19 protein-coding genes and 1 pseudogene are annotated in these 22,055 nt (G+C 72.7%); 12 read left to right on the top strand and 8 right to left on the bottom strand.

The genetic code is table 11. The features are described 5' to 3' along the window. Window positions 1-19: 19 nt before the first annotated feature. The 5 genes and pseudogenes from ACFYOH_RS15215 to ACFYOH_RS15195 all read right to left on the bottom strand — a co-directional run. A pseudogene (locus ACFYOH_RS15215) lies at window positions 20-454 on the bottom strand (FAD-binding protein); the annotation flags it as partial. Between the two features lie 83 nt (window positions 455-537). After that, on the bottom strand, window positions 538-1,353 hold the full coding sequence (locus tag ACFYOH_RS15210) for an inositol monophosphatase family protein (protein ID WP_388625721.1): 816 nt from the start codon (window positions 1,351-1,353) through the stop codon (window positions 538-540). A gap of 84 nt (window positions 1,354-1,437) precedes the next feature. Continuing rightward, window positions 1,438-3,216: an RICIN domain-containing protein gene (locus ACFYOH_RS15205; RefSeq protein WP_388625719.1), complete on the bottom strand. Its 1,779-nt coding sequence runs from the start codon at window positions 3,214-3,216 to the stop codon at window positions 1,438-1,440. 143 nt (window positions 3,217-3,359) lie between these two features. Continuing rightward, window positions 3,360-4,367 (bottom strand): FAD-dependent monooxygenase, encoded by a 1,008-nt coding sequence (locus ACFYOH_RS15200; RefSeq protein ID WP_388625717.1) that lies wholly within the window; start codon window positions 4,365-4,367, stop codon window positions 3,360-3,362. A 26-nt stretch (window positions 4,368-4,393) separates the two neighbouring features. Then, window positions 4,394-4,540 carry an FAD-dependent oxidoreductase gene (locus ACFYOH_RS15195; protein WP_388625715.1) on the bottom strand — a complete coding sequence of 49 codons (147 nt, stop codon included), beginning with the start codon at window positions 4,538-4,540 and terminating at the stop codon, window positions 4,394-4,396. Between the two features lie 178 nt (window positions 4,541-4,718). On the opposite strand from ACFYOH_RS15195, the gene ACFYOH_RS15190 reads away from it, so the two are divergent. From ACFYOH_RS15190 to ACFYOH_RS15160, 7 genes are all read left to right on the top strand, one after another. Then, window positions 4,719-5,726 (top strand): Ppx/GppA family phosphatase, encoded by a 1,008-nt coding sequence (locus ACFYOH_RS15190; RefSeq protein WP_388625712.1) that lies wholly within the window; start codon window positions 4,719-4,721, stop codon window positions 5,724-5,726. Window positions 5,727-5,822: 96 nt separating this feature from the next. Continuing rightward, the gene (locus ACFYOH_RS15185; protein ID WP_388625710.1) at window positions 5,823-6,773 is read left to right on the top strand and encodes an ABC transporter substrate-binding protein; all 951 of its coding nucleotides are present in this window, start codon (window positions 5,823-5,825) and stop codon (window positions 6,771-6,773) included. Next, window positions 6,770-7,570 (top strand): ABC transporter permease, encoded by an 801-nt coding sequence (locus ACFYOH_RS15180; RefSeq protein ID WP_388625707.1) that lies wholly within the window; start codon window positions 6,770-6,772, stop codon window positions 7,568-7,570. Before ACFYOH_RS15185 ends, ACFYOH_RS15180 begins: the two co-directional genes overlap by 4 nt. After that, window positions 7,567-8,406, top strand: coding sequence for an ABC transporter permease (locus ACFYOH_RS15175; RefSeq protein WP_388625704.1), 840 nt, complete (start codon window positions 7,567-7,569; stop codon window positions 8,404-8,406). Before ACFYOH_RS15180 ends, ACFYOH_RS15175 begins: the two co-directional genes overlap by 4 nt. After that, window positions 8,403-10,010, top strand: coding sequence for a benzoylformate decarboxylase (gene mdlC / locus ACFYOH_RS15170; protein ID WP_388625701.1), 1,608 nt, complete (start codon window positions 8,403-8,405; stop codon window positions 10,008-10,010). Before ACFYOH_RS15175 ends, mdlC begins: the two co-directional genes overlap by 4 nt. Before the next feature lie 3 nt (window positions 10,011-10,013). Then, on the top strand, window positions 10,014-10,766 hold the full coding sequence (locus tag ACFYOH_RS15165) for an ABC transporter ATP-binding protein (protein ID WP_388625698.1): 753 nt from the start codon (window positions 10,014-10,016) through the stop codon (window positions 10,764-10,766). A 360-nt stretch (window positions 10,767-11,126) separates the two neighbouring features. Next, window positions 11,127-11,381 (top strand): acetyl-CoA synthetase, encoded by a 255-nt coding sequence (locus ACFYOH_RS15160; RefSeq protein ID WP_388625696.1) that lies wholly within the window; start codon window positions 11,127-11,129, stop codon window positions 11,379-11,381. 40 nt (window positions 11,382-11,421) lie between these two features. Here ACFYOH_RS15160 and ACFYOH_RS15155 read toward each other — a convergent pair whose 3' ends face one another. From ACFYOH_RS15155 to ACFYOH_RS15145, 3 genes are all read right to left on the bottom strand, one after another. Then, window positions 11,422-14,061: a glycosyl hydrolase gene (locus tag ACFYOH_RS15155; protein ID WP_388625693.1), complete on the bottom strand. Its 2,640-nt coding sequence runs from the start codon at window positions 14,059-14,061 to the stop codon at window positions 11,422-11,424. A 105-nt stretch (window positions 14,062-14,166) separates the two neighbouring features. Continuing rightward, window positions 14,167-15,291, bottom strand: coding sequence for a GNAT family N-acetyltransferase (locus tag ACFYOH_RS15150; RefSeq protein WP_388625691.1), 1,125 nt, complete (start codon window positions 15,289-15,291; stop codon window positions 14,167-14,169). Window positions 15,292-15,570: 279 nt separating this feature from the next. After that, window positions 15,571-16,443, bottom strand: a complete 873-nt coding sequence (locus ACFYOH_RS15145) for a helix-turn-helix transcriptional regulator (RefSeq protein ID WP_388625975.1) — start codon at window positions 16,441-16,443, stop codon at window positions 15,571-15,573. A gap of 136 nt (window positions 16,444-16,579) precedes the next feature. On the opposite strand from ACFYOH_RS15145, the gene ACFYOH_RS15140 reads away from it, so the two are divergent. The 5 genes from ACFYOH_RS15140 to ACFYOH_RS15120 all read left to right on the top strand — a co-directional run bounded on the left by ACFYOH_RS15140 (window position 16,580) and on the right by ACFYOH_RS15120 (window position 21,935). Beyond that, the gene (locus ACFYOH_RS15140; protein ID WP_388625689.1) at window positions 16,580-17,392 is read left to right on the top strand and encodes an SDR family oxidoreductase; all 813 of its coding nucleotides are present in this window, start codon (window positions 16,580-16,582) and stop codon (window positions 17,390-17,392) included. A 45-nt stretch (window positions 17,393-17,437) separates the two neighbouring features. Next, the gene (locus tag ACFYOH_RS15135; RefSeq protein WP_388625687.1) at window positions 17,438-18,367 is read left to right on the top strand and encodes an SDR family NAD(P)-dependent oxidoreductase; all 930 of its coding nucleotides are present in this window, start codon (window positions 17,438-17,440) and stop codon (window positions 18,365-18,367) included. A 27-nt stretch (window positions 18,368-18,394) separates the two neighbouring features. After that, window positions 18,395-18,610 (top strand): tautomerase family protein, encoded by a 216-nt coding sequence (locus ACFYOH_RS15130; RefSeq protein WP_388625684.1) that lies wholly within the window; start codon window positions 18,395-18,397, stop codon window positions 18,608-18,610. Window positions 18,611-18,657: 47 nt separating this feature from the next. Next, window positions 18,658-19,074, top strand: a complete 417-nt coding sequence (locus ACFYOH_RS15125) for a PaaI family thioesterase (RefSeq protein ID WP_388625682.1) — start codon at window positions 18,658-18,660, stop codon at window positions 19,072-19,074. Between the two features lie 689 nt (window positions 19,075-19,763). Continuing rightward, a complete protein-coding gene (locus ACFYOH_RS15120; RefSeq protein WP_388625974.1) occupies window positions 19,764-21,935 on the top strand; it encodes a TIM-barrel domain-containing protein in 2,172 nt (723 codons plus the stop codon). Window positions 21,936-22,055 lie beyond the last annotated feature (120 nt).

Here is a 22,055-nt window from a genome sequence, read left to right as displayed (position 1 = left end):
CCAGGCCGTGCCGGTGGCCGGCCCCGCCGAGTCCGCCCGCCGACAGGACCCCGCTGACGCTCGCGCCGAGGTAGTCGGTGAGGACCGGCGGGGTACGGCCGTACGGCAGGGTGGCGGCGAGCACCTCGCGCCACAACGCCCCCGCCTGCACCGTCACTTGGCCGTACGCCACGGGACCGACCCGGTTCATCGCCCGCAGGTTCAGCACGATCCCGTCGCCCGCCTGCCCCTGGCCGTACATCGAGTGACCGCCAGCGTGCACGCTCACCGGGATGCCCCCGGGTCCGGTGTACTCCAGCAGGTCTTGGATCTCGGCGGCGGACCGGGGGCGCAGGATGCCGAGCGGAGTCTCTTGCACGATGTGCCCGAAGTCCTGCGCACACGCGCGGAGGCTCTCGGGGCCCGTGTCCAGGGCGGGGCCGAAGCGGGTGGCGAGGTCGGCGGCCGAGGTCATGCGGGCATCACACCAGACAGGCGCCACCTCCGTCGAGCAGGCAGGCCCACCACTCGACGACGAAACACCGTGAAGTGCCTCGGCTAACTCCGCTCGCCTCTCTGTTTCTTGACGAGCCGCAGCAGTGCGGCGTGGGTCTCCGCGTCGGCCGCCGCCACGAGACCGCCCGCGCCGCTGAGCACGGGCTCGCCATACAGGTCGGTCACCATGCAGCCGGCCGCCCGGCACAGGGCGATCCCTGCCGCGAAGTGCACGCTGTCGCGCAGGTCGCCGTCGGTGACGTAGGCGGCCCGGCGTCCGGCGGCGACCCAGGCCACGGCGAGGGTGCTGGAGATCACCCGGGGCCGGAACCGTTCGGCGAAGCCTGGGTCGGCCAGGAGGCGGACCGCCTGAAAGCGGGGGGCGTTGGGGAACGGCGGATCGAGGTTGACGTCCACCAGCGCGGAGCCGGCCCAGGGCGTCAGCAGTTCGTCCGCGCCGTCGCTGTGGACCCAGGCCGCCTCGCCGTCGGTCCAGAACACCTCGCCGCTGAACGGGTCGGCGGTCGCGGCGGCCGTGACCTCGGGCCCCTGACGCAGGGCGACGTTCACCCCGACGAGCATGGTCCGCACCGCGTAGTTGAGGGTCCCGCACAGCGGGTCGACCAGCCAGCGGCGGTGGGCGTCGGCGGCGCCGGAGCGTCCGCTCTCCTCGCCGGTCACGGCGTCGTCCGGGCGGGCGGCACGCAGCACGTCCAGGATGGCCCGCTCTGCGGCGAGGTCCGCCTCGGTCGCGAAGTCGCCGGCGGACTTGTCGTGGCGTTCGAGCCGACTGCCGTAGAGGTCGCGGACGACGGCGGCGCCCGCCTGGGCCGCTGCCACGGCCAGGCGGGCGTCGGAATCCCCGTTGATGATCGACATGGGCGCAGGATAGCCGGAGGTTTCCCGGCGTACGAAGGGAGTTGAGCGTCCCCGACGGCCTGTCGCGGCGCTTGGGTGGAGCGCTCAGGTCGCGGTGAAGGACAGGTTCTGTTCCGCAGCGGAGCGCCCCGCGCCGACCGAACTGCCGCTGCTGGCCGTCCAGGTGCGCACCGGCGTGGTCTCGGCGAGCCGGCCCGAGGTGCCGGAGAGGCCGAGCACGAGTCCGCTGTAGCGGTTGACGAGACGGTAGGTCCCACCGGAGCCGTTCGGGATCACGAACCACTGCTGGCCGACGGAGGGCCCGCCGCTCCGTGCGGCGGTGACGGTCGGTCTGGCGCCCCAGGCCCGGCCGGCCGCCGAGGACGAGTCGACGCCGAGCAGCCGCCCGCTCGCGGCGTTGGTGAGGGTGAAGGCTCCGTCGCCGGTCGGGGTGAAGGCCCAGATGTCGCGGCCGGATGTGGCGGGCCGCGCCAGCGAGGTGGTGGCGCCGCCGCGGGCCGCCTGGGCCAGGATCCGGCCCGCAGCGCTCGCGATGCGGTAGGTGCGGCTCGTGTCCATAGGGGCGGCGACGGGCGCGGAGGAGTCGACGGTGATGTCGACGTACTCGCCGGAGGCGTCGTGCGAGCAGCCGAAGGCGCAGTAGGAGCGGAAGGACCTGCCGACGATCGCGGAGCTGGTGCGGTTGGCGCTGTCGAGGAACCAGCGGTACCAGGAGGCGTTGGTGTAGCTGCCGGAGTCCCCGATCAGGCGCCACCTCTGGGTGCTCAGGTCGTCGGTGGCGTAGAGGTACTGCGGTGAGTTGCCGCTCTGGTCGACGGCCTGCGGTTCGCCGATGTACAGCCCGAGATGGGCGTCGTAGGCGATGTTCATCACGAACAGCGGCGAGGTCGGCGGCATCTTCCCGGCCGCGATCTGCTGGGCGGCCGTGCCGGTGTTGGCCGGGTCGTACTCGGCGGAGGCGGGGGTGTAGCCGGCGGGGTGGTCGGCGTCGACGGGGACGATGTCGCTCTCCTTGCCGCCGGTGCCTGGCTGCGACCAGGCGCCGTCGTACCACTTGCGCCAGGAGCCGGGCGCCATCTTGGCCGAGATCGGGGCGCGTGCCACGTGCTCGTAGAACGCCTTCCAGCCACCGCTCTTGTCGATGATCCGGGAGCCGTAATAGACGTAGAAGTAGCCGGACGCGGTGTCGACGAAGAGGCGCTGGTCGCCGTCGCCGTAGGAGTACGTCTGGTTCGGGAAGGTCGCCGTGTCCCCGCGCTGGGTGCTGTACGGGGAGGTGATCGCATGGTCCTTGACGGTCCAGGTGCGGCCCCGGTCGGTGGAGACGGCGTAGTCGATGGCGTCGTAGTGCAGTCCGTCACCGAAGGGCTGCGGGGTGAACTCGTTGTGCACCAGGCCGTACCAGTCGCCGGTGTCGGGGTCGACCCACACCCCGGACAGGTCGCAGTAGTTCCTCTGGGCGTAGCCGGAGCCGCTCGGCGCGTACGTCGCCTCCCGGCCGGTGGGGCTGTTGTTGCAGCGCCAGGTGGTGTCGTCGTTGCGGTCGGCGGGGTTGGCCGGGTTCACCGACTTGCTCAGCGTCCTGTCGAAGGTCGCGGAGTCGAAGTCCTTGCCCGTGTAGAAGTCCCAGGAGCGCGGGTCCTTGGCGCCGTACAGGGCGGCGGACTGCTGGTAGTGGAAGGTGCCGTCCCGGTCGAGATAGGGGCTGGCGGGGGTGTCCGTGGGGTGGGTGAAGGGCACCGGGGTCCCCACGGTCACGGTGTAGCCGGCGTCGGCGGGTGTGGCGGCCGGTGCGGGGGACGCGATGCCACCGCCCAGGACCAGGGCGGCGGCCGCGGCCGCCGCACCGCCCGCTCTGCTCAAGAGTCGCAACTGTGCTCCTTGTTGCCGAGGGTTCCGAAGGGCCGGTCGCACGGAACGATCCGGCCCCGGCGTTTCCCCGGCAATGGACTCCAGTGCTCCGCCTCTTGCACTTTCGCGCGGTGGCGGACGCCACCGCGCGCCGGTCAGGGCTCCTCGGGCGGGGCGGCGGACAGCGGGCTCTCCCAGGCCAGTTGGCGGATGAGCCCCGCGTCCGGGTCGGCGGGGCGGGCGATGACGGGACGCGGGCGGGCCGGGTCCGTGCCGCCTCGGGTGATACCGCCGCTGACGGTGATGTTGTGCTCCACGCGCGGCCGGCGGTGCGCCTCGTAGGCGGCGAACGCGGCGGGCGGGCCGGGCAGATCGCGCAGCGCCTTGGCCAGGACGACGGCGTCCTCCAGGGCCATGGAGGCGCCCTGGCCGGTGGCCGGGGAGGCGGCGTGGGCCGCGTCGCCGATGAGCAGCACGCGTCCGGCGTGCCATACGGCGCCGAGCGGAAGCTCGGTGGCGTTGGTGACCAGGACGGAGCCGACGGAGGCGGCGACGACGGCCCCCATCGGCACGGAGTCCTCGCGCAGCAGCGGCAGCAGCTCCTCGCGCCAGGCGACCTCGCGCACGGATCCGCCGTCGGGCAGGGGGTCCGTGTTGACGCGGGCGAACCAGTACGCCTCCCGCGTCGGCGACACCGCGTACCCGAAGGTGGCCTTGCTGCCCCGGATGAAGGTGATGCGGCCGGTCTTGGCCACGCGCGGCGCGGAGCCGGTGTAGCCGTAGTAGACCCGCTGACCCGAGTAGCGCGGCCGCACCCCGGGGGTGAGGATCCCGCGGACCGTCGAGTCGAGTCCGTCGGCGCCGATGAGGAGGTCGGCGTCGGCGGTGGTGCCGTCGGCGAAGTGCGCGGTCACGCCGTCCGGGGCCTCGGTCACGTCGGTCAGGCGGACCCCGTGACGCACCGGGATGCCACGCCCGGCCGCCTCCTGCTGGAGGGCCGCGTTGAGCTCGCCGCGGCGCAGACAGCGGTAGCGCAGCCCGGGTTCGGCGACCTCGCCGAGGGGTGCCTGCGCCAGCTCGGTGCCTGCGCTGTCGAGCAGCCGCAGCGAGGTCAGTGGAAAACCGACGGCCGTGACGGCGTCCGTGGCGTCGAGCTGGGCCAAGGCGCGCATTCCGTTGCTGGCCAGGGTCAGGAACGCCCGATGTCCTCGGCCGTGTCGGGGTGTGCCTCGTACACGGTGACGTCGTATCCGGCCTTGTGCAGCCCGAGCGCGGCCGCGGTCCCCGCGACGCCGCCGCCGATCACCAGTGCCCTCGTCGCGTCCGTCCCGCTCAAGTGCCGCTCCTCGCGCCGACAGTGGTGGTGACCATCTAAGGGCAGGAACGGGTTCGGTGGCGGGGTGGGGGCCGAGATCAGGACAGCAGACCGGTCTTCGGACCCGCCGGCCGGTGCTGTGCACACAGGCGCCCCCTGAATGACGGGTTCCTTGCGGGAAAGTGGGTACTCCCCGGCCATGCGGGTGAGTGTGCTGGATGCTGGGTCGAACACGGTTCGGTTGGTGATCGCGGATGTGGAGGATGGCGTTCCGCTCCCGGTGCACACCGTCAAATGGAAGCTGCGCCTGTCCGAACACGTCGGTCCGGACGGCACCATCGCCGACGAGGCGGTGGAGCGGCTGGTGAAAGCGGTGGGCGCGGCGGGGGCCACCGCCCGGAGATGGCATGCGACGGGGCCGCTGGCCTTCGCGACCGCGGTGGTGCGCGGCGCGCCGAACCGGCAGGAGGTGCTGCGCCGGGTGGCCGCCGGAACCGCAATCCGCATGTGCACCCTGCCGGGTGAGACCGAGGCCGAGCTGACCTTCCTGGCGGCCCGGCGCTGGCTGGGCTGGCACGCCGGCCCGCTCGCGGTGCTCGACATCGGCGGCGGCTCCCTGGAGGTGGCCTTCGGCCGGGGCCGGCTGCCCGACTTCGCCGCGTCCCTGCCGCTCGGCGCACGCCGCCTCACCCAGGAGTACCTCGCGGTGCAGGACCCGCCGGGGCCGGAGGAACTGAAGGAACTGCGTCGCCGGATCCGCCATGAGCTGCGGGACGTGGCCTCGCGGATCCGCTGGGAACGGCCGCGCACCGCCGCGGTCAGCTCGCGTACGTTCCAGCAGCTGGCCCGGCTCTGCGGGGCGGCACCGGGGCGCTACGGCCCGTTCGTGCAGCGGCGGATGCGCTGCCGGGACCTGCACGAGGCGGTGCGCACCCTCGCCGCGCTGCCCGTCGCCGAGCGGGCCCAGCTGCCCGGGATCTCGGCGCCGCGCGCCGAGCAGAGCCTGGCCGGAGCGGTCGTCGGGCACACGGCGCTCAAGCTCATGGGGCTGCGCGGGGCCGTCGTCTGTCCCTGGGCCATCCGCGAGGGCGTGCTGCTGCGCTACATCGAGGACGGCGCGGACTGGTGGACGGACACGACCGGCACCACCGACACCACGACACCACCTCCCGCGACCCCCTTGCGCATCGCGGCCCCACGGGCCTGAGTTCGCCCAAAGACCCCGAACCGAATGTAGCGATCAGGACAATTGCTGGGTAGTCATGCCCGTATGCCTTTACGTCGATCACGATCACGCTCGGGAATGACGCGAACGAAACGCCTCGCCGCGCTTGTCGCCGCGGCGGCGCTGGTCCTCGTGGGCTGCGACAGCGGCGCCACGTCGCACTCCGGCGACGGACGGCAGCAGCTGACCGTCGCGGCCCTGCCGCTCACCGACTCCGCCGCCCTCTATCTGGCCCGGGACCGCGGGCTGTTCGCCAAGGAGGGCCTGGACGTGCGCATCCAGCCCGTGCAGCAGAGCATCCAGGCGCTGCCCGCGCTACTCAAGGGCCAGGTGGACGTGATCGCGAGCGCGAACTACGTCACCTATTTCCAGGCGTACGAGAAGGGCACCCTGGACCTGCGCATCCTCGCCGAGGGCGTCCGGATCGCCCCGCACATGATGGACGTCCTCGTGCCCGGGGACTCGGCGCTGAAGAAGCCCGCCGACCTCGCGGGCAGGAAGGTCGCCGTCGCCGTCCTCAACAACATCCAGTCCCTGACGCTGAACGCGATCCTGGACGGCCAGGGCGCCGGCCGGCCCGTGTACCGGCAGATCCTGTTCCCGCAGATGGGGCCCGCCCTGCAGCGGGGCCAGGTGGACGCCGCCCACGTGGTCGAGCCCTTCGACACCGCCGTCCAGGGCGAGCTGGGCGCGCGGGTGCTGCTGGACGGCGGATCCGGACCGGCGCGCGGCCTGCCCGCCAGCGGGTACGTCACCACGGCCGACTTCGTGAAGAAGCACCCCAAGGCCGCGGCGGGCTTCCGGCGTGCCGTCGAGGCAGCCTCCAGACTCGCCGCAGAGGATCCGGGAGCGGTCCGCGCGGAGCTGCCCAAGTACACCAAGGTGACCGCGGACCAGGCCAAGTCGATCCATCTGCCCGACTATCCGGCGACCGCCGACCCGGCGGCACTGCGCCGGCTCATCAAGCTCATGCGCGCCCAGGGGCTGTTGAGCAAGGACATCGATCCGGCCCCCGTACTGGTGACATGACACGCCGTCAGGAGCTGCTCCTCGGTCTGCTCGGCGCGGCGGGTGCCTTCGGGGTCTGCGAGGCGGTCGCCCGCGCCGGGATCGTACGGCGCAGCTACTTGCCGCCTGCCTCCGAAGTCCTCGCCCGCGCGGCCCGGTTGGCCGGTGACCCCGCCTTCCTCGACGGGATCGGGGTGACCCTGCGGGCGTGGGCGCTGGGTCTCGGGCTCGCCTGTGCCATCGCCGTACCGCTGGGGTTGCTGCTGGGCGCGGTGCCGGTGGGGGAGGCCGCCGTACGCGCGGTGATCGAGTTTCTGCGGCCCCTGCCGTCCGTCGCGCTGATCCCGCTGGTGTCGCTGCTGCTCGGTTCGGGCACGCGGACGGAGGTGACGCTGATCGCGTACGCCTCGCTCTGGCCGGTGCTGTTCAACACCGTCTACGGCCTCGGCGAGACCGATCCGCTGGCCAAGGACACCCTGCGCGCCTTCGGCTTCGGGCGGCTCGCGGTGCTGCTCCGGGTGGAGTTGCCGGCCACCGCCCCGTTCATCGCGGCCGGTGTGCGCATCTCGGCCGCGGTCGCCCTGATCCTGGCCGTCGCGACGGAGATCCTCTCCGGCTTCGGCCAGGGTCTCGGGATCTTCATCGCCCAGGCCCAGACGGAGACGGACGGCACGCGGGACGTGCTGGCGGGAGTGGTGTGGGCGGGCGGTCTCGGGCTGGTGATCAACGGCGTACTGGTCGGCGCGGAGCGGCGGTTGTTCGCCTGGGCGCGGGAACCCCACCCGGAACCAGTCGAGTTGCGGCGGAGCCGCTCATGACCCGGGGCAGCGCTCGGATCTCGGCCCCCCCGGAGCCGCGCCGGGTCACGGCCGTCCCCTTCCTGCTGCGCTGGTCGGTGCTCCTCGTCGCCGTCGCCTGCTGGGAGCTGGCCGCCCGCGCCCAGGGCAGCGTGTACTTCCCGCCACCGCTGCGCATCGCCCGGCACGCCCGCGACCTGTGGTTCTCCGGGCCCGTCGGCCATCTGTTCCTCACCCCGGCCGCCGTCGACACCATCCTGCCGAGCCTGGGCCGGATGGCGGCCGGCTTCGCGCTCGCCGCCGTCGCCGGGGTCACCGTGGGGATCCTGGTGGGCCGCTCGCGCCGGGCGTACGCGCTGTGCAACCCGGTGCTGCAGTTCGCACGGGCCGTGCCGCCGCCCGCGCTGGTGCCGGTGTTCGTCGTCGTCTTCGACTTCGGTACGCCCATGCAGGTGGCGTCGATCGTGTTCAGCGCCGTATGGCCGGTGCTGATCAACTCGGCGGAGGGCGCCCGCGCCACCGACCCGCTGCGGCTCCAGGTGGCGGCCGTGCTGCGGCTGACGGCGCCCGAACGGCTGTGGTTCCTGATCCTGCCGTCGGCGCTGCCCCGGATCTTCGCGGGGCTCCGGCTCAGTCTCTCGCTGTGTCTGATCCTGATGGTGTTCTCGGAGCTGCTGCCGGGCAGTGACAACGGCATCGGCTTCGCGCTCACCGACGCCCAGACGCGCTCCGATCTGCTCACCGTGTGGGCCGCGCTGCTGCTGCTCGGCGCGCTCGGGTATCTCCTCAACACCGGTCTGCTGGCGGTCGAGAAGCGGCTCGTCGGCCCCGGATCGTATGCAGGGAGGGCAGCATGACGACGGCCACGGTGCGCGAGGCGGTCGTACGGCTACTGCGCGACACCGGCATGACCACGGTCTTCGGGAATCCGGGGTCCACGGAACTGCGGATGTTCCGTGACTGGCCGGACGACTTCACCTATGTGCTGGGCCTGCAGGAGTCCGTCGCCGTCGGCATCGCCGCCGGGCACGCGCTCGGCACCCGGCGTGCCGCGTTCGTCAGCCTGCACTCGGCCGGCGGGGTGGGGCACGCGCTGGGCGCGGTGTTCAACGCCTTCCGCGACCGGGTGCCGCTGGTGATCGTGGCGGGGCAGCAGGCGCGCTCCCTGATCCAGCTGCGGCCGTTCCTCGGCGCCGACGAACCGGCCCTGTTCCCGCGCCCGTACGTGAAGTCCGCCCGCCAGCCGGAACGCGCCGAGGACGTGCCGGCGGTGCTCGCGGAGGCGTACCGGATCGCCATGACCCATCCACGCGGCCCGGTGTTCGTGTCCGTGCCCGAGGACGACTGGGACCGGCCCGCCGAGCCCGTCGCGCCCCGCACGGTGCACTCGGCGTTCACGGCCGCCCCGGACGCCCTCGACGCGCTCGCCGCCCGCCTGGCGGCCTCCGCGCGCCCGGCGCTCGTGGTGGGGCCCGGCGTGGACGACGAGGACGCGCTGGACGAGGTCCGGGTGCTGGCCGAGCGGATCCGGGCCGGGGTGTGGATCAGTCCGCTCTCCGGCCGCTCCGGCTTCCCGGAGTCGCATCCGCTGTTCCAGGGGTTCCTGCCGCCGATCGCCCGGCAACTGGCGGCGCGCCTCGCGCCGTACGACGTGGTGGTCGCCCTCGGCGCGCCGGTGTTCACCTATCACGTGATGGACGGCGGCCCGCCGCTCGCGCCCGGCACCGAGCTGTTCCATCTGGACTGCGACCCCGGCCAGGCGGCCTGGCTGCCCACCGGCACCAGTATCGTCACCACCCTGCGGCCCGCCCTGGCCCGGCTCGCCGGGCTGCTGACGGAGCCCGACCGCCACCCGCCGCCGCCCCGGCCCGCGCCCGCCCCGGCCCGCGCCGAGAAGCACATCACGCCGGAGTTGTTCTTCGATCTGCTGCGCGCCCGGCTGCCGCGCGACCGGGTCCTCGTCGAGGAGGCGCCAAGCCACCGCGACGCGCTGCACGCGCGCGTGCCGGTCGAGTCGGGCGGCGGCTTCCTCACCACGGGCAGCGGGGCGCTCGGCTGGGGCCTGCCCCTCGCGGTGGGCCGGGCGCTCGCCGACCGGCGCCGGGTGGTGTGCGTGGTCGGCGACGGCTCGGCGCTGTACTCGGTGCAGGCCCTGTGGAGCGCGGCCCGGCATGCGGCTCCGGTCACCTACGTCCTTCTGGACAACGGCGGTTACGCGGCCGTCCGGGCGCTCGGCCGCCGGATCGGCGTCGCACCCGTCCCCGGTACGGACATCACGGGCATCGACTTCGCGGCCCTCGCCGAGTCCTTCGGCTGCCCCGCGGCCCGCGCCGAACACCCGGACGAGCTGCCGGCCGCGCTGGACCACGCTCTGGGCCGGGGCGACGGCTCCGGCCCCTTCCTGCTGCACCTGCGGGTCGGCGGCAGCACGGGCACCCTCTACGAGCCCTGGGCCGGGTGACGGATGCTGCGCCTCGACTCCGTCAGCCGGCACTTCGGCGAGCAGCACGTCCTCGACGGCATCACCCTCACCGTGCCCGACGGCCAGCTCCTGAGCGTCGTCGGGCCCTCGGGCTGCGGCAAGTCCACGCTGCTGCGCACGATCGCCGGGCTGCTGCCCGCGCAGGAGGGCACGATCACCCTCGACGGGACGCCGGTGACCGGCGTACCGGAGCGGCTCGCGGTCGTCTTCCAGGAGTACGGCCGCTCGCTGCTGCCCTGGCTCACCGTCCGCGACAACGTGGCCCTGCCGCTGCGCCGCAGGGGCCTCGGGCGCGCGGCCCGCCGGGCCGAGGCCGAGACGATCCTGGAACGGGTCGGCCTGCACGGGGTCGCCCGGCGCCGTCCCGGCGAGCTGTCCGGCGGCATGCAGCAGCGGGTCGCCATCGCCCGCGCCCTGGTCTGCCGGCCCTCCCTGCTGCTGATGGACGAGCCGTTCGGCTCGCTGGACGCGGGCACCCGCGAGGACCTGGAGGACCTGCTGCTGGAGGTCCACCGGACGAACGGCACGACCATCGTGTTCGTCACCCACGACATCGACGAGAGCGTGTACGTCGGTGACCGCGTCGTCGTCCTCTCCCCCGGCCCCGGCTCCCGTGTGGTCCACGATCTGCCGGTCGGCCTGCCCGGCGAACGGGACCAGCTCACCACCCGGAGCCTGCCGGGGTTCGTGAAGCTGCGCACGGAGGTCGGACGGGCCGTGCGCGGCGGCGGCTGAGGCATCCTGGGAGGCGTACTCGGGAGGCCGGGAGGTGCTGGCATGCGGTGGTGGGCCGGTGGATGTGCGATCGCGGCGGTCGTCGTACTGGCGGGGTGCGGGGCGTCGGCCGGGCGGGGAGCGGGGGCGGGAGCCGGTACCGGAGCGTCCGGGAGCCGGTCGGCGCGGCCGTCCGGGTCGCCCGGCGCCTCAAAGGCCCCGAGCGGCTCGGCGCCGTCCGGTGGGACGGTCGCGCCCTCCAGGGCGCCCTCGGCCCCGGCCTCCACGTCCCCGGGAGGCTGCGTCGCCGGGCGGGCGGATGTCTCCGTGGCCCCCGGTGGCCCCGTCCGGCGCCGACTGTGCGTGCGCCCCGGGACGGTCGTGGCTCTCACCCTGCTGCCGCGTCTCGACGACAAACGGTGGACGGGGGTGCTGAGTTCGGCGCCGGCGCTCGTGGTGGCATCGGACTGGCGGGTGCACGCGGACGGCACCGCGCACGCCACCCTGCGCTGCGCGGGCACCCGGGGCGGTACGGCGCAGGTCACCGCCGCCGCCAAGGCACCGGACATCGCCGGTGCCGCGCGCCCGGTCTTCACGCTGGACGTGGACGTGGTGCCGTACGCGCAGGAGGGGTGACCCCCGGGCCCGGGAGTCACCCCTCCTGTTCAGCGGGAGGTCAGCGGAGGTCGCACAGCCTGACCGCGTAGATGCCGCGGCCGTGCGTGGCGGCGTACAGCGTGCCGCCGTCGGGGCTCGTCTTGAGCTGGAGCACGGCGACGGCCGGCAGGCTGCCGATCCGCTGCCAGGTGGTGCGGCCCGGCGCACGGTAGACGACACCGAGGTCGGTGGCGACGGCGAGGCCGCCGTCCGCGGTCACCAGCGCCGAGTCGGTGGGCACGTCGGGCAGGTTGGCCGAGATGTCCTTCCAGGTCGTCCCGCCGTCGGTGGACTCGAAGACATGGCCGACGCCCGCGCCGGGGCCCTCGGTCCAGCGCCGGGAAAAGCCGTTGACGGCGAGGAAGACATGGTCGGCGTTCTTCGGGTCCACGGCGAACCCACTCAGGTACCGGTTGGGCACCGTGCCGTCGGCGGGCAGGCTGATGTCGTGCCAGCCGGTGCCGTCCGCGTTGCCGACGGCGATTCCGCGGGCGAACCCCTGGTTGTTGCAGGGGCCGCACCAGGCGGCGTAGATCTTCCCGCCGGACGCGGCGACGGCGGTCGCCACCCGGCCGGCGCCGAAGTCGTGGACGCTGGTCCACTCCTTGCCGCTGCGGATGGCGTAGCCGTGGGTCTGCACCCAGATGTGCCGGCCGCCGGCGACCCAGGTGTTGCCGTCCTTCATGTCCGCGGCGAGCGGGGCGATGAAGCGGGCCTCGCTGGTGGCGTTGTCGGGCGGGGCGACGGAGTACGAGGTGGCCTTGCTCGGGTCGGTCGCCCAGCTGCCGTCGTTCACCGCGCAGTTCTGGGTGACCTGGACGGCGAGGTAGACGTACTCCTGGGCGATGTTGCAGCCGTTGGCGGGGTCGGTGAGGGTGTCGCCGCCGTCGCCGCCGAAGTTGGAGCCCATGACCTTGTCGTCGCCGCGCAGGATGGACTGGCCGTTGTCCTGCAGGCCGCCGGTGACGGACAGGCCGCCGTGGTCGAGGTCCTTGCCGATGCCGACGGAGTAGTACTGGAGGGTGTCGATGGTGCCGTCGTTGAGGGAGGTCCAGTCGGTGGCGTGGCCGGAGGCGTCCTGGGAGCCGTTCACCGGGCGCTTGTAGACGCCGCCGTCGTTGCCGACGTACACGAAGCTCTTGCCGTGGTAGCGGCCGATCGCGACGCCGTGCTGGTCGGAGTGGGTGGTCGGGTTGCAGTCACCGGTCTGCTTGGCCGGGTCGATGCTCCAGCAGGAGAAGGTGAAGTTCCAGTACGGGCCGACCGTCGACCAGTTGGCGCCGCCGTCCTTGGTCTCGTAGACCTCTTCGAGGCCGGCGTACACGTGCTGCGGGTCGGCCGGGTCGACGGCGAGGAACTGGTTGTACCAGGCCTGGACGCCGGGCATGTAACCGGCGGTCGTCAGCGCCGAGTTGTCGGCGGCCAGGCCTTTGTAGTCGGCGACCTTCGTCCAGGGCCCGGTCGGCGAGCCGGACTTGGAGACGTAGATGCCCTCCAGGCCGCTGTCCGGGTTGGTGCTCAGCTGCTGCGGGGACTGGTCGATGGCGTAGTAGCGGGAGCCGTCGGCGGAGCGGGCGAAGGTGACGTTGCCGACGTTGCCGGCGTCGGCCGGGAGGTCACCGAGGCCGCTGGTGATCCGGGTCCAGGTGCCGCCCACCTTGGTGTAGAAGCCGTTGTAGTCGTCGCCGCCGCGCCAGCCGACGGCGAGGACCACCCTGGACGGGTCCTTGGGGTCGATGGCGATGTCGTTGGCGATGTTCTTGTACGGCGCGTTCGGGTCGCCGGCCTTCGCACCGCCCGGCAGGAAGTCCGGGTTGGGCGCGAACTCCAGCTTCCAGGCGCCGTCCAGGTTCTTCGTGGAGTGGCTCCACACGCCCTTGCTGGTGGCCGCCCACACCTTGCCGCCGCCGAAGCGCAGCTCGTGGATGGTGGTGCTCTCCAGCTCGTCGCCGCCGACCCGGCTGCGCGCCGAGAAGGTGCCGTGGTGCGGGTGCGTGAGGACGTAGACGCCGCTGCCGAGGTAGGCGTCGGAGTTGGTGGTCGCCTCGCCCGTGCCCAGCCACAGCCGGCCGGCGCCGTCGAGGGCGAGGGCGCCGGTGGACTGGGCGGGCAGCCGGTCGCTGATGGGCTTCCAGTGGCCGCCCCCGCCGCGCGAGCGCCACACGCCGCCGCCGGCGCTGCCCGCGTAGACGTAACCCTCGTCGTCCGCGGCGATCGCCGCCATCCGGCCGGTGACGTTCCCGCCGCCACCGCTGGAATTGGAGTCGATGTCGCGGTAGCGCGGGTCGTCGGAGTTGTACAGCAGGTCGGTGATGTTGCGCCAACTGCTCTCGTTCCGCCGGAGGTTGTTCAGGTCGTGCCAGGCCGCGCCGTACGCACCCGGTGCGACCACACCCGGCGAGGTGCGGGCCTCGGCGTACTGGTCCGCGCCCTCGGCGATCTCGTCCGCCTCGTTGCCGTGATCCCCGTCCGCCGCCACGTGTGGTGACATGGCACCCACGGACTGCTCGCGCTCCTTGGCGAGTTGGCCGAGGACCCGCACACCGAAGGGGCTCACCGATCGCCCCGAGGCGGCGGACGGGGGTATCGCGACCAGTGCGGCGGACGCGGCGAGCGCACAGACGGTGAACCACCGTCTTCTGTGGGTTGGTACGGACACCAGGGGCCTCCTGAAGGGCATCGACACTGCCGACCAGGGGACCCGATCACGCCCGCGCGAAAACATCCGCCGCTTGGCGAAATTTTGACGAGAACCTGCCAGTAGCTACCGCTCCGGAAGGCGATTCTTCCGGGCGGCCGGGGAAGCCGCCACGCCCTGGGTGCGCACGCTGCCCACCGTCTTCAGCAGCCGGTCGGCCGGGGCGCGCAGCTGCGGATGGGCGTTGACCGTGTTCCGCAGCCCCCGCACCGGCCTGCGCCACAGCCGGTGGGCGAGCGCCACCGGGTGCGGGCGGGCCGCGAAGCCCTCGGCGACCCGCAGTTCACGGGTCTTGAGCCAGTCCTTGTACTCCTTGTCGCCGCGCCCGAGGTCCACGAGGGTCACCCCGTGCCGGGCCGCCGCCTCGGCGGTCCGCAGATGCATCATCAACCCCGGTGAGTAGTAGTGCAGTTCGGGGTCGTAGGCGGTGAACCAGGCCGCCAGCACGGTGCTCGACCGGGGTCCGAAGTGGGCGGCGACCGGCCGGTCGCCCGCGTACAGCACGGACAGCACTCCGGTGAAGTGCTCCTCGCGGACGCGGAAGAGATGGTCGACCAGGCCGACGATCCACGGCCGGGAGAACCGGTCCATGCGGCCGGTCCTGCGGTACTGCGCGGACTTCCAGCGCATGAGGGTGCGCAGCACCTCCGGGTCGCGCTCGTCGAACTCGAACCGCACCTCGCCGATGTCCCGGCCGAGCCGCCGCTCCTTCTTCAGCGTGGTCTTGGCCAGGCCCGGGTAGGTGCTCCGCAGCCACTCCGGGTAGCCGCCGTCGCCGGGCTTCACATCGATCACCGGCGAGGCGAAGGTGCCGGTGACGTGCGGGGCGAACGGCCGCTGCTCCTGGACGAGATGGTCGAACTCGAAGATGCTGAGCCCGCAGGCCCGCAGCAGGTCCCCGGCGTTCCAGGTGACCCCGGGCCGGTGCACCAGGGCCTGGCAGTCGGACAGTCCGAGCCCGATGGCCCGTCCGGTGCCGAACGGCCCCCGCTCGTACGCGAAGAACCCGGCCGGTTCCCCGCCCTCGCGCAGGACCGCCACCCGGGCCGCGCGCCGGTAGCGGCCGACGCCGACCGCGAACTCCGGTGCGAGGAAGGGATTGGAGTACTCGGGCGACTCGTCCATCGCGCGGTGCCAGGCCCCGCACAGCTCGGGCGTCAGCTCGCCGGGTCTGTGGATGGTGATCTCCACCTCAGTTCGACCGCCCTTCCAAAGGCTCCGCGAGCGGCGCGCCCGAGGCGGCGCAGACCGGTGAGGCGTGTGGATCATGGCTCATGGATCGCATGGGCGACCGCTCCCCCCATGACGCGCCGGGCGCGTCCTGCCACTCGTTCCGATGTGCGCCGCATCCCCTCCGCGCGCGACTGCTCAAACGTCGCGAAACAGGGCGCACACTGTCAAGGGTGCCTCAGGCGACGGAAGGCCCGCCACGGGTCTGCCGACTTCGTGACAAGCCTGCTGCAATCCACCTCATCGGGGCCGGCGGCCCGGCTGTTCCGCCGTGGTGTCCAGGTCCTGAGTGCCGATCACCGAGAGCAGCTCCAGCTGGGCGGCTCCCTCGGTGCCGGGCTGGGCGCTGAACCACAGCAGGCGCTGCCGGCCGTCCTCGCTGAAGAGGCTGTGACAGTCCAGCTCGATGACGCCGAGCGAGGGGTGGACGATCCGCTTGTGGTCGGTGCGGCGCAGGGCCACCTCCCGCTGCTCCCACAGCTCGGCGAACTCCGTACTGCGCCGCAGCAGCGTGGCCACCAGCCGGGTGACGTCGGCGTCCTTGGCGCGCCGGGCCGCTACCGCCTGGAGGTCGGCGGTGAACACCCGGGAGTGGTGCGGATGGTCCTCGGCCGGGTAGAGGCCGCGGGCGGCGGGGTCGGTGAACCACCGGTACACGAAGCCGCGGTGGGGCCCGCGGCCGCTCGGCATCGCACCGAGCAGCGCCACGGCGAGGGGGTTCTGCACAAGCGGTTCGTGCAGGTCGGTGATGACCTGGGCGGGGGTCGTGGTGAGCCGGTCCAGCAGACCGAGCAAAGCGGGCTGGACGAGCGCGGTGGGGCCGGACGCCTCGGCCGGCAACGGGCGGTCGGCGAGGTGGAACAGATGGTCGCGTTCGTCGCCGCCGAGCCTCAGCGCGCGGCCGAGGGCGGCGAGGACCTGCGCGGAGGGCTGGGCGCCGCGGCCCCGCTCCAGCTCGGTGTAGTAGTCGGCCGACAGCCCGGCCAGCTGGGCCACCTCCTCGCGGCGCAGACCCGGGACCCGGCGCCGCGGGCCGGTGGGCAGGCCGACGTCGGCGGGGCGGACCCGGTCGCGCCGGGACTTCAGGAAGGCGGCCAGCTCGGCATGGTTCACGCCCTCCATGGTCGCGCCCCGAGGGACGCGTATCCAGGGGTTGCCGACCCCAGGGTGAGCGCAGCCGTGGCTGGCCCGGGCGCGGCGGCCCAGGCTGAAGGAGTTCCGCACCGCCCCGTCCGGCAGGAGACCGCTCATGTCCGCTGAGGAAACAGCCACCCGGGAAACAGCCATCCGGGAAACAGCCGTCCAGGAATCGGCGCCCCGGGAGTCGACTGCGCGGCCCCGCGTGGCCGTGGTCACCGGGGGCTCGCGCGGCATCGGCCGGGCGACCGTGAGCCGGCTTGCCGCCGAGGGGTACGCGGTGGTGATCGGGTACGCCGGCAACCGCGAGTCGGCCGAGGCCGCCGTCAAGGAGGTCACCGCGGCCGGCGGCGGCGCGGTCGCCGTGCGCGCCGACGTCGCCGACGAACAGCAGGTCGCCGAGTTGTTCGGGACGGCCGCCGCGGAGTTCGGCGGGGTGGACGTCGTGGTCCACGCGGCCGGCCGGATGTACCTCGCGCCGATCGCCGAGCTGGACCTCGCGGAGCTGGACGCGCTGCACCGCACCAACATCCGCGGCACGTTCGTGGTCGCCCGTGAGGCGGCCCGCACCCTGCGCCGGGGCGGCTCGTTCGTCGCCTTCTCCACGTCCGTGGTGGGCCTGGCCTTTCCCGCCTACGGCGCCTACAGCGCGAGCAAGGGCGCGGTCGAGGCGCTGACCCTGGTGCTGGCCCGCGAGCTGCGCGGCCGGGACGTCACCGTGAACACCGTGGCCCCCGGGCCCACGGCCACCGAGCTGTTCCTGGACGGCAAGGACGAGCAGGCCATCGCGCGCCTGGCCGCCCAGCCGCCACTGGAACGCCTCGGCACGCCCGCCGACATCGCCGAGGTGGTGGCGTTCCTCGCCTCCCCGGCCGGCCACTGGATCAACGGCCAGGTCGTGCGCGCCAACGGCGGCATCGTCTGACCTCCCGTCCCCATCCTGTCCCGATCCCCACGCCATCGAGGAACCATGACCACGGACACTCCCCGAACGACCACCCACACACCCCGGACCATCCTGGTCACCGGCGCCTCCAGCGGCTTCGGCGCGCTGACCGTGCGCGCCCTCGCCGACGCCGGCCACACCGTCTACGCGGGGATCCGGCAGACGGCCGGCCGCAACGCACCCGCCGTAGCCGGCCTGGACCGGTACGCGGCCGAGCACTGCGTGTCCCTGCACGCCGTCGAACTGGACGTCACCTCCCAGGACTCCGCCGACGCGGCGGTGGCCCGCGTGCTGGCCGCCGAGGGCCGGCTGGACGTGCTGGTGCACAATGCGGGCCACATGGTCACGGGGCCCGCCGAGGCCTTCACGCCCGAGCAGCTCGCGGATCTGTACGACGTCAACGTGCTGGGCGCCCAGCGCGTGAACCGGGCCGCGCTCCCCCGGCTGCGGGAACAGGGCGAGGGCCTGCTGGTATGGATCGGCAGCTCCAGCACCCGCGGCGGCTGTCCGCCCTTCCTGGGGCCGTACTTCGCGGCCAAGGCGGCGATGGACGCGCTGGCGGTCAGTTACGCCGGTGAACTGGTCCGGTTCGGCATCGACAGCGCGCTCGTCGTGCCGGGCGCCTTCACCGCCGGCACGAACCACTTCCTGCACGCCGGCGCCCCCGCCGACACCGGACGCGCGGCGGCCTATGCCGAGCGCTACGGCACCCTGCTCGCGGACCTGGACAAGCGGCTCGGGGCACTGGTCCCGCCGGACACGGACCCGGCGCAGGTCGCGGCGGCCGTCGTACGCCTGGTGGACCTGCCCGCCGGCCGCCGGCCGCTGCGCACCCACGTGGACCCCGCCCGTGACGGCAGCGAGGTCGTCTCCGCGGTCGCCGACCGCATCCGCACCGAGTTCTTCCGCCGCGCCGGCCTCGACGACCTGCTCACCCCGTGCAGTTCCCTCTGACACCCCTCGGATCAAGGAGGAAAACCCATGCCGTTCGCGAATTTCAAGGTGCCTGCCGGCAGCCTGGACGACAAGCAGAAGGAGCTGCTCGTCACCCGTACGACCGAGTTGTATGTCGAGATCTACGGCGAGCGGGCCCGCGCCGCCACCATGGTCCTGGTGGAGGAGGTGGCGGACGGCGGCTGGGGCATCGGCGGCGGTGTCCTGAAACTCGCCATGCTCCAGGAGCCGTCCGGGGGCTGACTGGCACACTGCCCGATCATCGTGGCACTCACGAAAGGCGGTACGCCATGTCGTCGCATCCCGAGCCTGCCGAGCTGCTGGCCGCCATGCCCTTCGCGGCCGGGCTGGGCATCGAGTTGAAGGAGGCCACCGCCGAGCGCACCGTCGGCTCGCTGGCTTGGTCCCGGCAGGCGTGTACGGCGGGCGGCGCCCTGCACGGCGGTGCCCTGATGGCGCTGGCGGACAGCGTCGGGGCGGTGTGCGCCTACCTCAACCTGCCCGAGGGGGCGACCGGTACGTCGACGGTGGAGTCCAAGACGAACTTCCTGCGGGGGGTCACCTCCGGGCACGTCCGTGCCACCGCCCGGCCGCTGCACCTCGGCGGCACGCTCATCGTGGTGCAGACGGACCTGCGCGACGACCGGGACCGGCTGGTCGGCCAGACCACGCAGACCCAGATCGTGCTCCGGAAGAACGCGGGCTGAGCGACCCGCCCGCGAAGGCCGGCCCCTGCTGTCGGGGGGTCGGCCTTCGTCGTGTCCGGCGGGGTTCCAGGCCCTCGCTATTGACATGAACCTGTGTCAGCCCCGAGGCTGCCTGCTTGAAGTTGCTCGATTCAAGCCTGTTTCGAGCGCTTGCGCGCACCAGAGCAAGAACAGTCAGTCCGCAGTACTGCGAGGGGAGCTGTTCCGCCGTGCAAAGATCGCGAAGACTGCGCCACCGTGTGCCGTGGCCGGCCTGGGTACCGCTGGGGCTGGCGACCGCCCTGGCGGGAACCCTGCTCGCCGCCCCGGCGCCCGCCCGGGCCGCCGCCACCGCCTCCGGCGCCGTACTCGACGCCGCGCACAGCAGCGTCAGCTGGCAGAGCCCGGTCTACGCCAAGGGCACCGGCGGCGGCACCGAGAGCTGTCCCGATCCGGCCGCCGACCCCGACGGCAAGGTCTGCGACCGCTTCGATCTGACCGTCTCGGTGCCGGACGGCTACTGGGACGACAACCCCGAGGGCGGCGTCCCCCTGTCGATCAGGTGGCAGAAGCCCTCCGACGACTTCGACCTGTACGTGTACGACGACCACGGCAAGCAGGTCGCGTCCAGCGCGGGCACGGCCGACCCCGAGGCCACGGTGATTCCGCGGGCGTCCGGGACGTACCACGTGGTGGTCGTGCCGTACGACGTGCACGACAACTCCTTCACGGGCGCCGCGTACCTGCCCGCCACCACGGACGCGGGCGATCTCACGTCCTTCTCGGGCGGCGACGGCAGCTACACCGTCGAGGCGGGACAGCTCACAGCGCGCGCGGACATTCTGACGGGAGGCCAACTGCGGCTGCAGGCCGACCCGTCCGGCTCGCTGAGCGATCCCGCGGGCACGGCCATCGTGCGCAGGCAGCCGGCCGTGGAGCGGCGCACCTCGTCCTTCGACGCGGGCGACTACTACGGCATCCGCTCGCCGCAGGCCGTGCTGCGCGTGTACAAGAAGCCGCTGCGTTTCGGGCTGTACAAGCCCGACAACCGCACCCGGATCTGGCAGGAGGACAAGCCGCTGCGCTGGTCCACCGGCGGCATGCGGCAGAGCCTCACGCGGGGCGCGGACGAGCAGTTCTTCGGCGGCGGGGAGCAGAACGGCAGTTTCTCGCACCGCGGGCGGACGATGTACGTGGCCAACAGCTTCGACTGGAACGAGGGCGGCTACAACAACTCCCAGCCGTTCTACCTCTCCAGCGCGGGCTACGGCGCCTTCCGCAACACGTTCGCGCCGGGCGTGTACACCTTCGGCTCGCCGGTGAGCACGGGCCAGCAGGAACGGCGGCTGGACGCCTACTACTTCCTCGGCGACGCCAAGCAGGTCATCGGCAAGTACACGGCGTTGGTGGGCAGGCCCTTCATGCCGCCGGTGTACGGTCTCGAACCCGGCGACTCCGACTGCTACCTGCACAACGCCAACCGGGGCGAGCGGCACACCCTGGACGCGTTGAAGATCGCCGACGGGTACACACAGCACCAGATGCCGCTCGGCTGGATGCTGGTCAACGACGGCTACGGCTGCGGGTACGAGAACCTTCAGCAGACCGCCCAGGGTCTGCAGGACCACCACGCCCAGCTCGGCCTGTGGACCCAGGACGGCATCGACAAGCTCGCCGACCAGGTCAGGGCGGGCCAGCGGGTGGCCAAGCTGGACGTGGCCTGGGTCGGCAACGGCTACAGGTTCGCGCTCGACGCGTGCGACGCCGCCAAGAAGGGGATCGAGGACAACAGCGGCGCGCGCGGCTTCGTGTGGCTGCCGGTGTCCTGGGCGGGCGCCCAGCGCTGCGGGGTGCTGTGGAGCGGCGACCAGAAGCTGTCCTGGGACTACATCCGCTGGCAGATCCCGACCTATGCCGGGGCGACCATGTCCGGTATCGCCTACAACACCGGTGACGTGGGCAGCATCTACCGCCACGACGCGAAGATGTACGCCCGCGATCTGGAGTGGAAGGCATTCCTGCCGGCCATCATGACCATGGACGGCTGGGCGACCGACCTCACCACCAACAAGCCCGCCGACCAGCAGCCCTGGCTCGACGGCGAGCCGTACACCTCCGTCAACAGGAAGTACCTGCAGCTGAAGGAGCGGCTGCTGCCGTACATGTACACACTCTCCGCCGAGGCGGCGAAGACCGGTGTCGGCGCGGTGCGTCCGCTGTGGCTGGAGTACCCGGACGACCCGGACACCCTCTCCGACCAGGCGAAGTACGAGTTCCTGTCCGGCCCCGACTTCCTCGTCGCCCCGGTGTACCAGGACTCCGACACGCGCGACGGCATCTATCTGCCGAAGGGCACCTGGACCGACTACTGGACCGGCCGCACCTACCAGGGCCCGACCACCCTCAATGGCTACCACGCCCCGCTCGACACACTCCCGCTGTTCGTGCGTGAGGGCGCGATCGTGCCGATGTGGCCCAAGGGGACGACGAGTTGGCAGACCCGGGACCGGCACGAGCTGGACTGGGACCTGTATCCGGCGGCCCACGGCACGAGTCACTACACGCTGTACGAGGACGACGGGCTGACCCGCGACTTCGCCGAGGGCGCCGCCGCCGTCCAGCGGGTCTCCCTGCACTCCGACGGCGGCGGGACGACCGTCTCGGTGGGCGCGAGCAGGGGCGACTATGCCGGCAAGGTGGACGCCCGCTCCTACCGGTTCACCGTGCACGGCGAGGGGGCGCCCGCGCGGATCCTCCTCGACGGCCGCCAACTCCCCGTCTCCGCCTGGTCGTACGACGCCGGCACGCAGGTCACGACCATCACCGCACCGAGCCTGCCGCTGGACCGGGGCTTCACCGTGCGACTGGTCGACGAGAGGTAAAGGGATCGTATGGTCTAGCCCAAAGAGTTTATTGGTCTAGTCCAAATTATTGACGTGACCGCAACAGCCCCCGGAGGGTGGGGCTCCCCGCTCTGGGGACTCCCCCACTCTCTGGAGGCA

Source organism: Streptomyces sp. NPDC007856 (genome assembly GCF_042868225.1).
GTDB lineage: Bacteria > Actinomycetota > Actinomycetes > Streptomycetales > Streptomycetaceae > Streptomyces.
The sequence above is the reverse complement of the archived record's forward strand: the minus strand, read 5'-3'. Positions and strand labels throughout refer to the sequence as shown.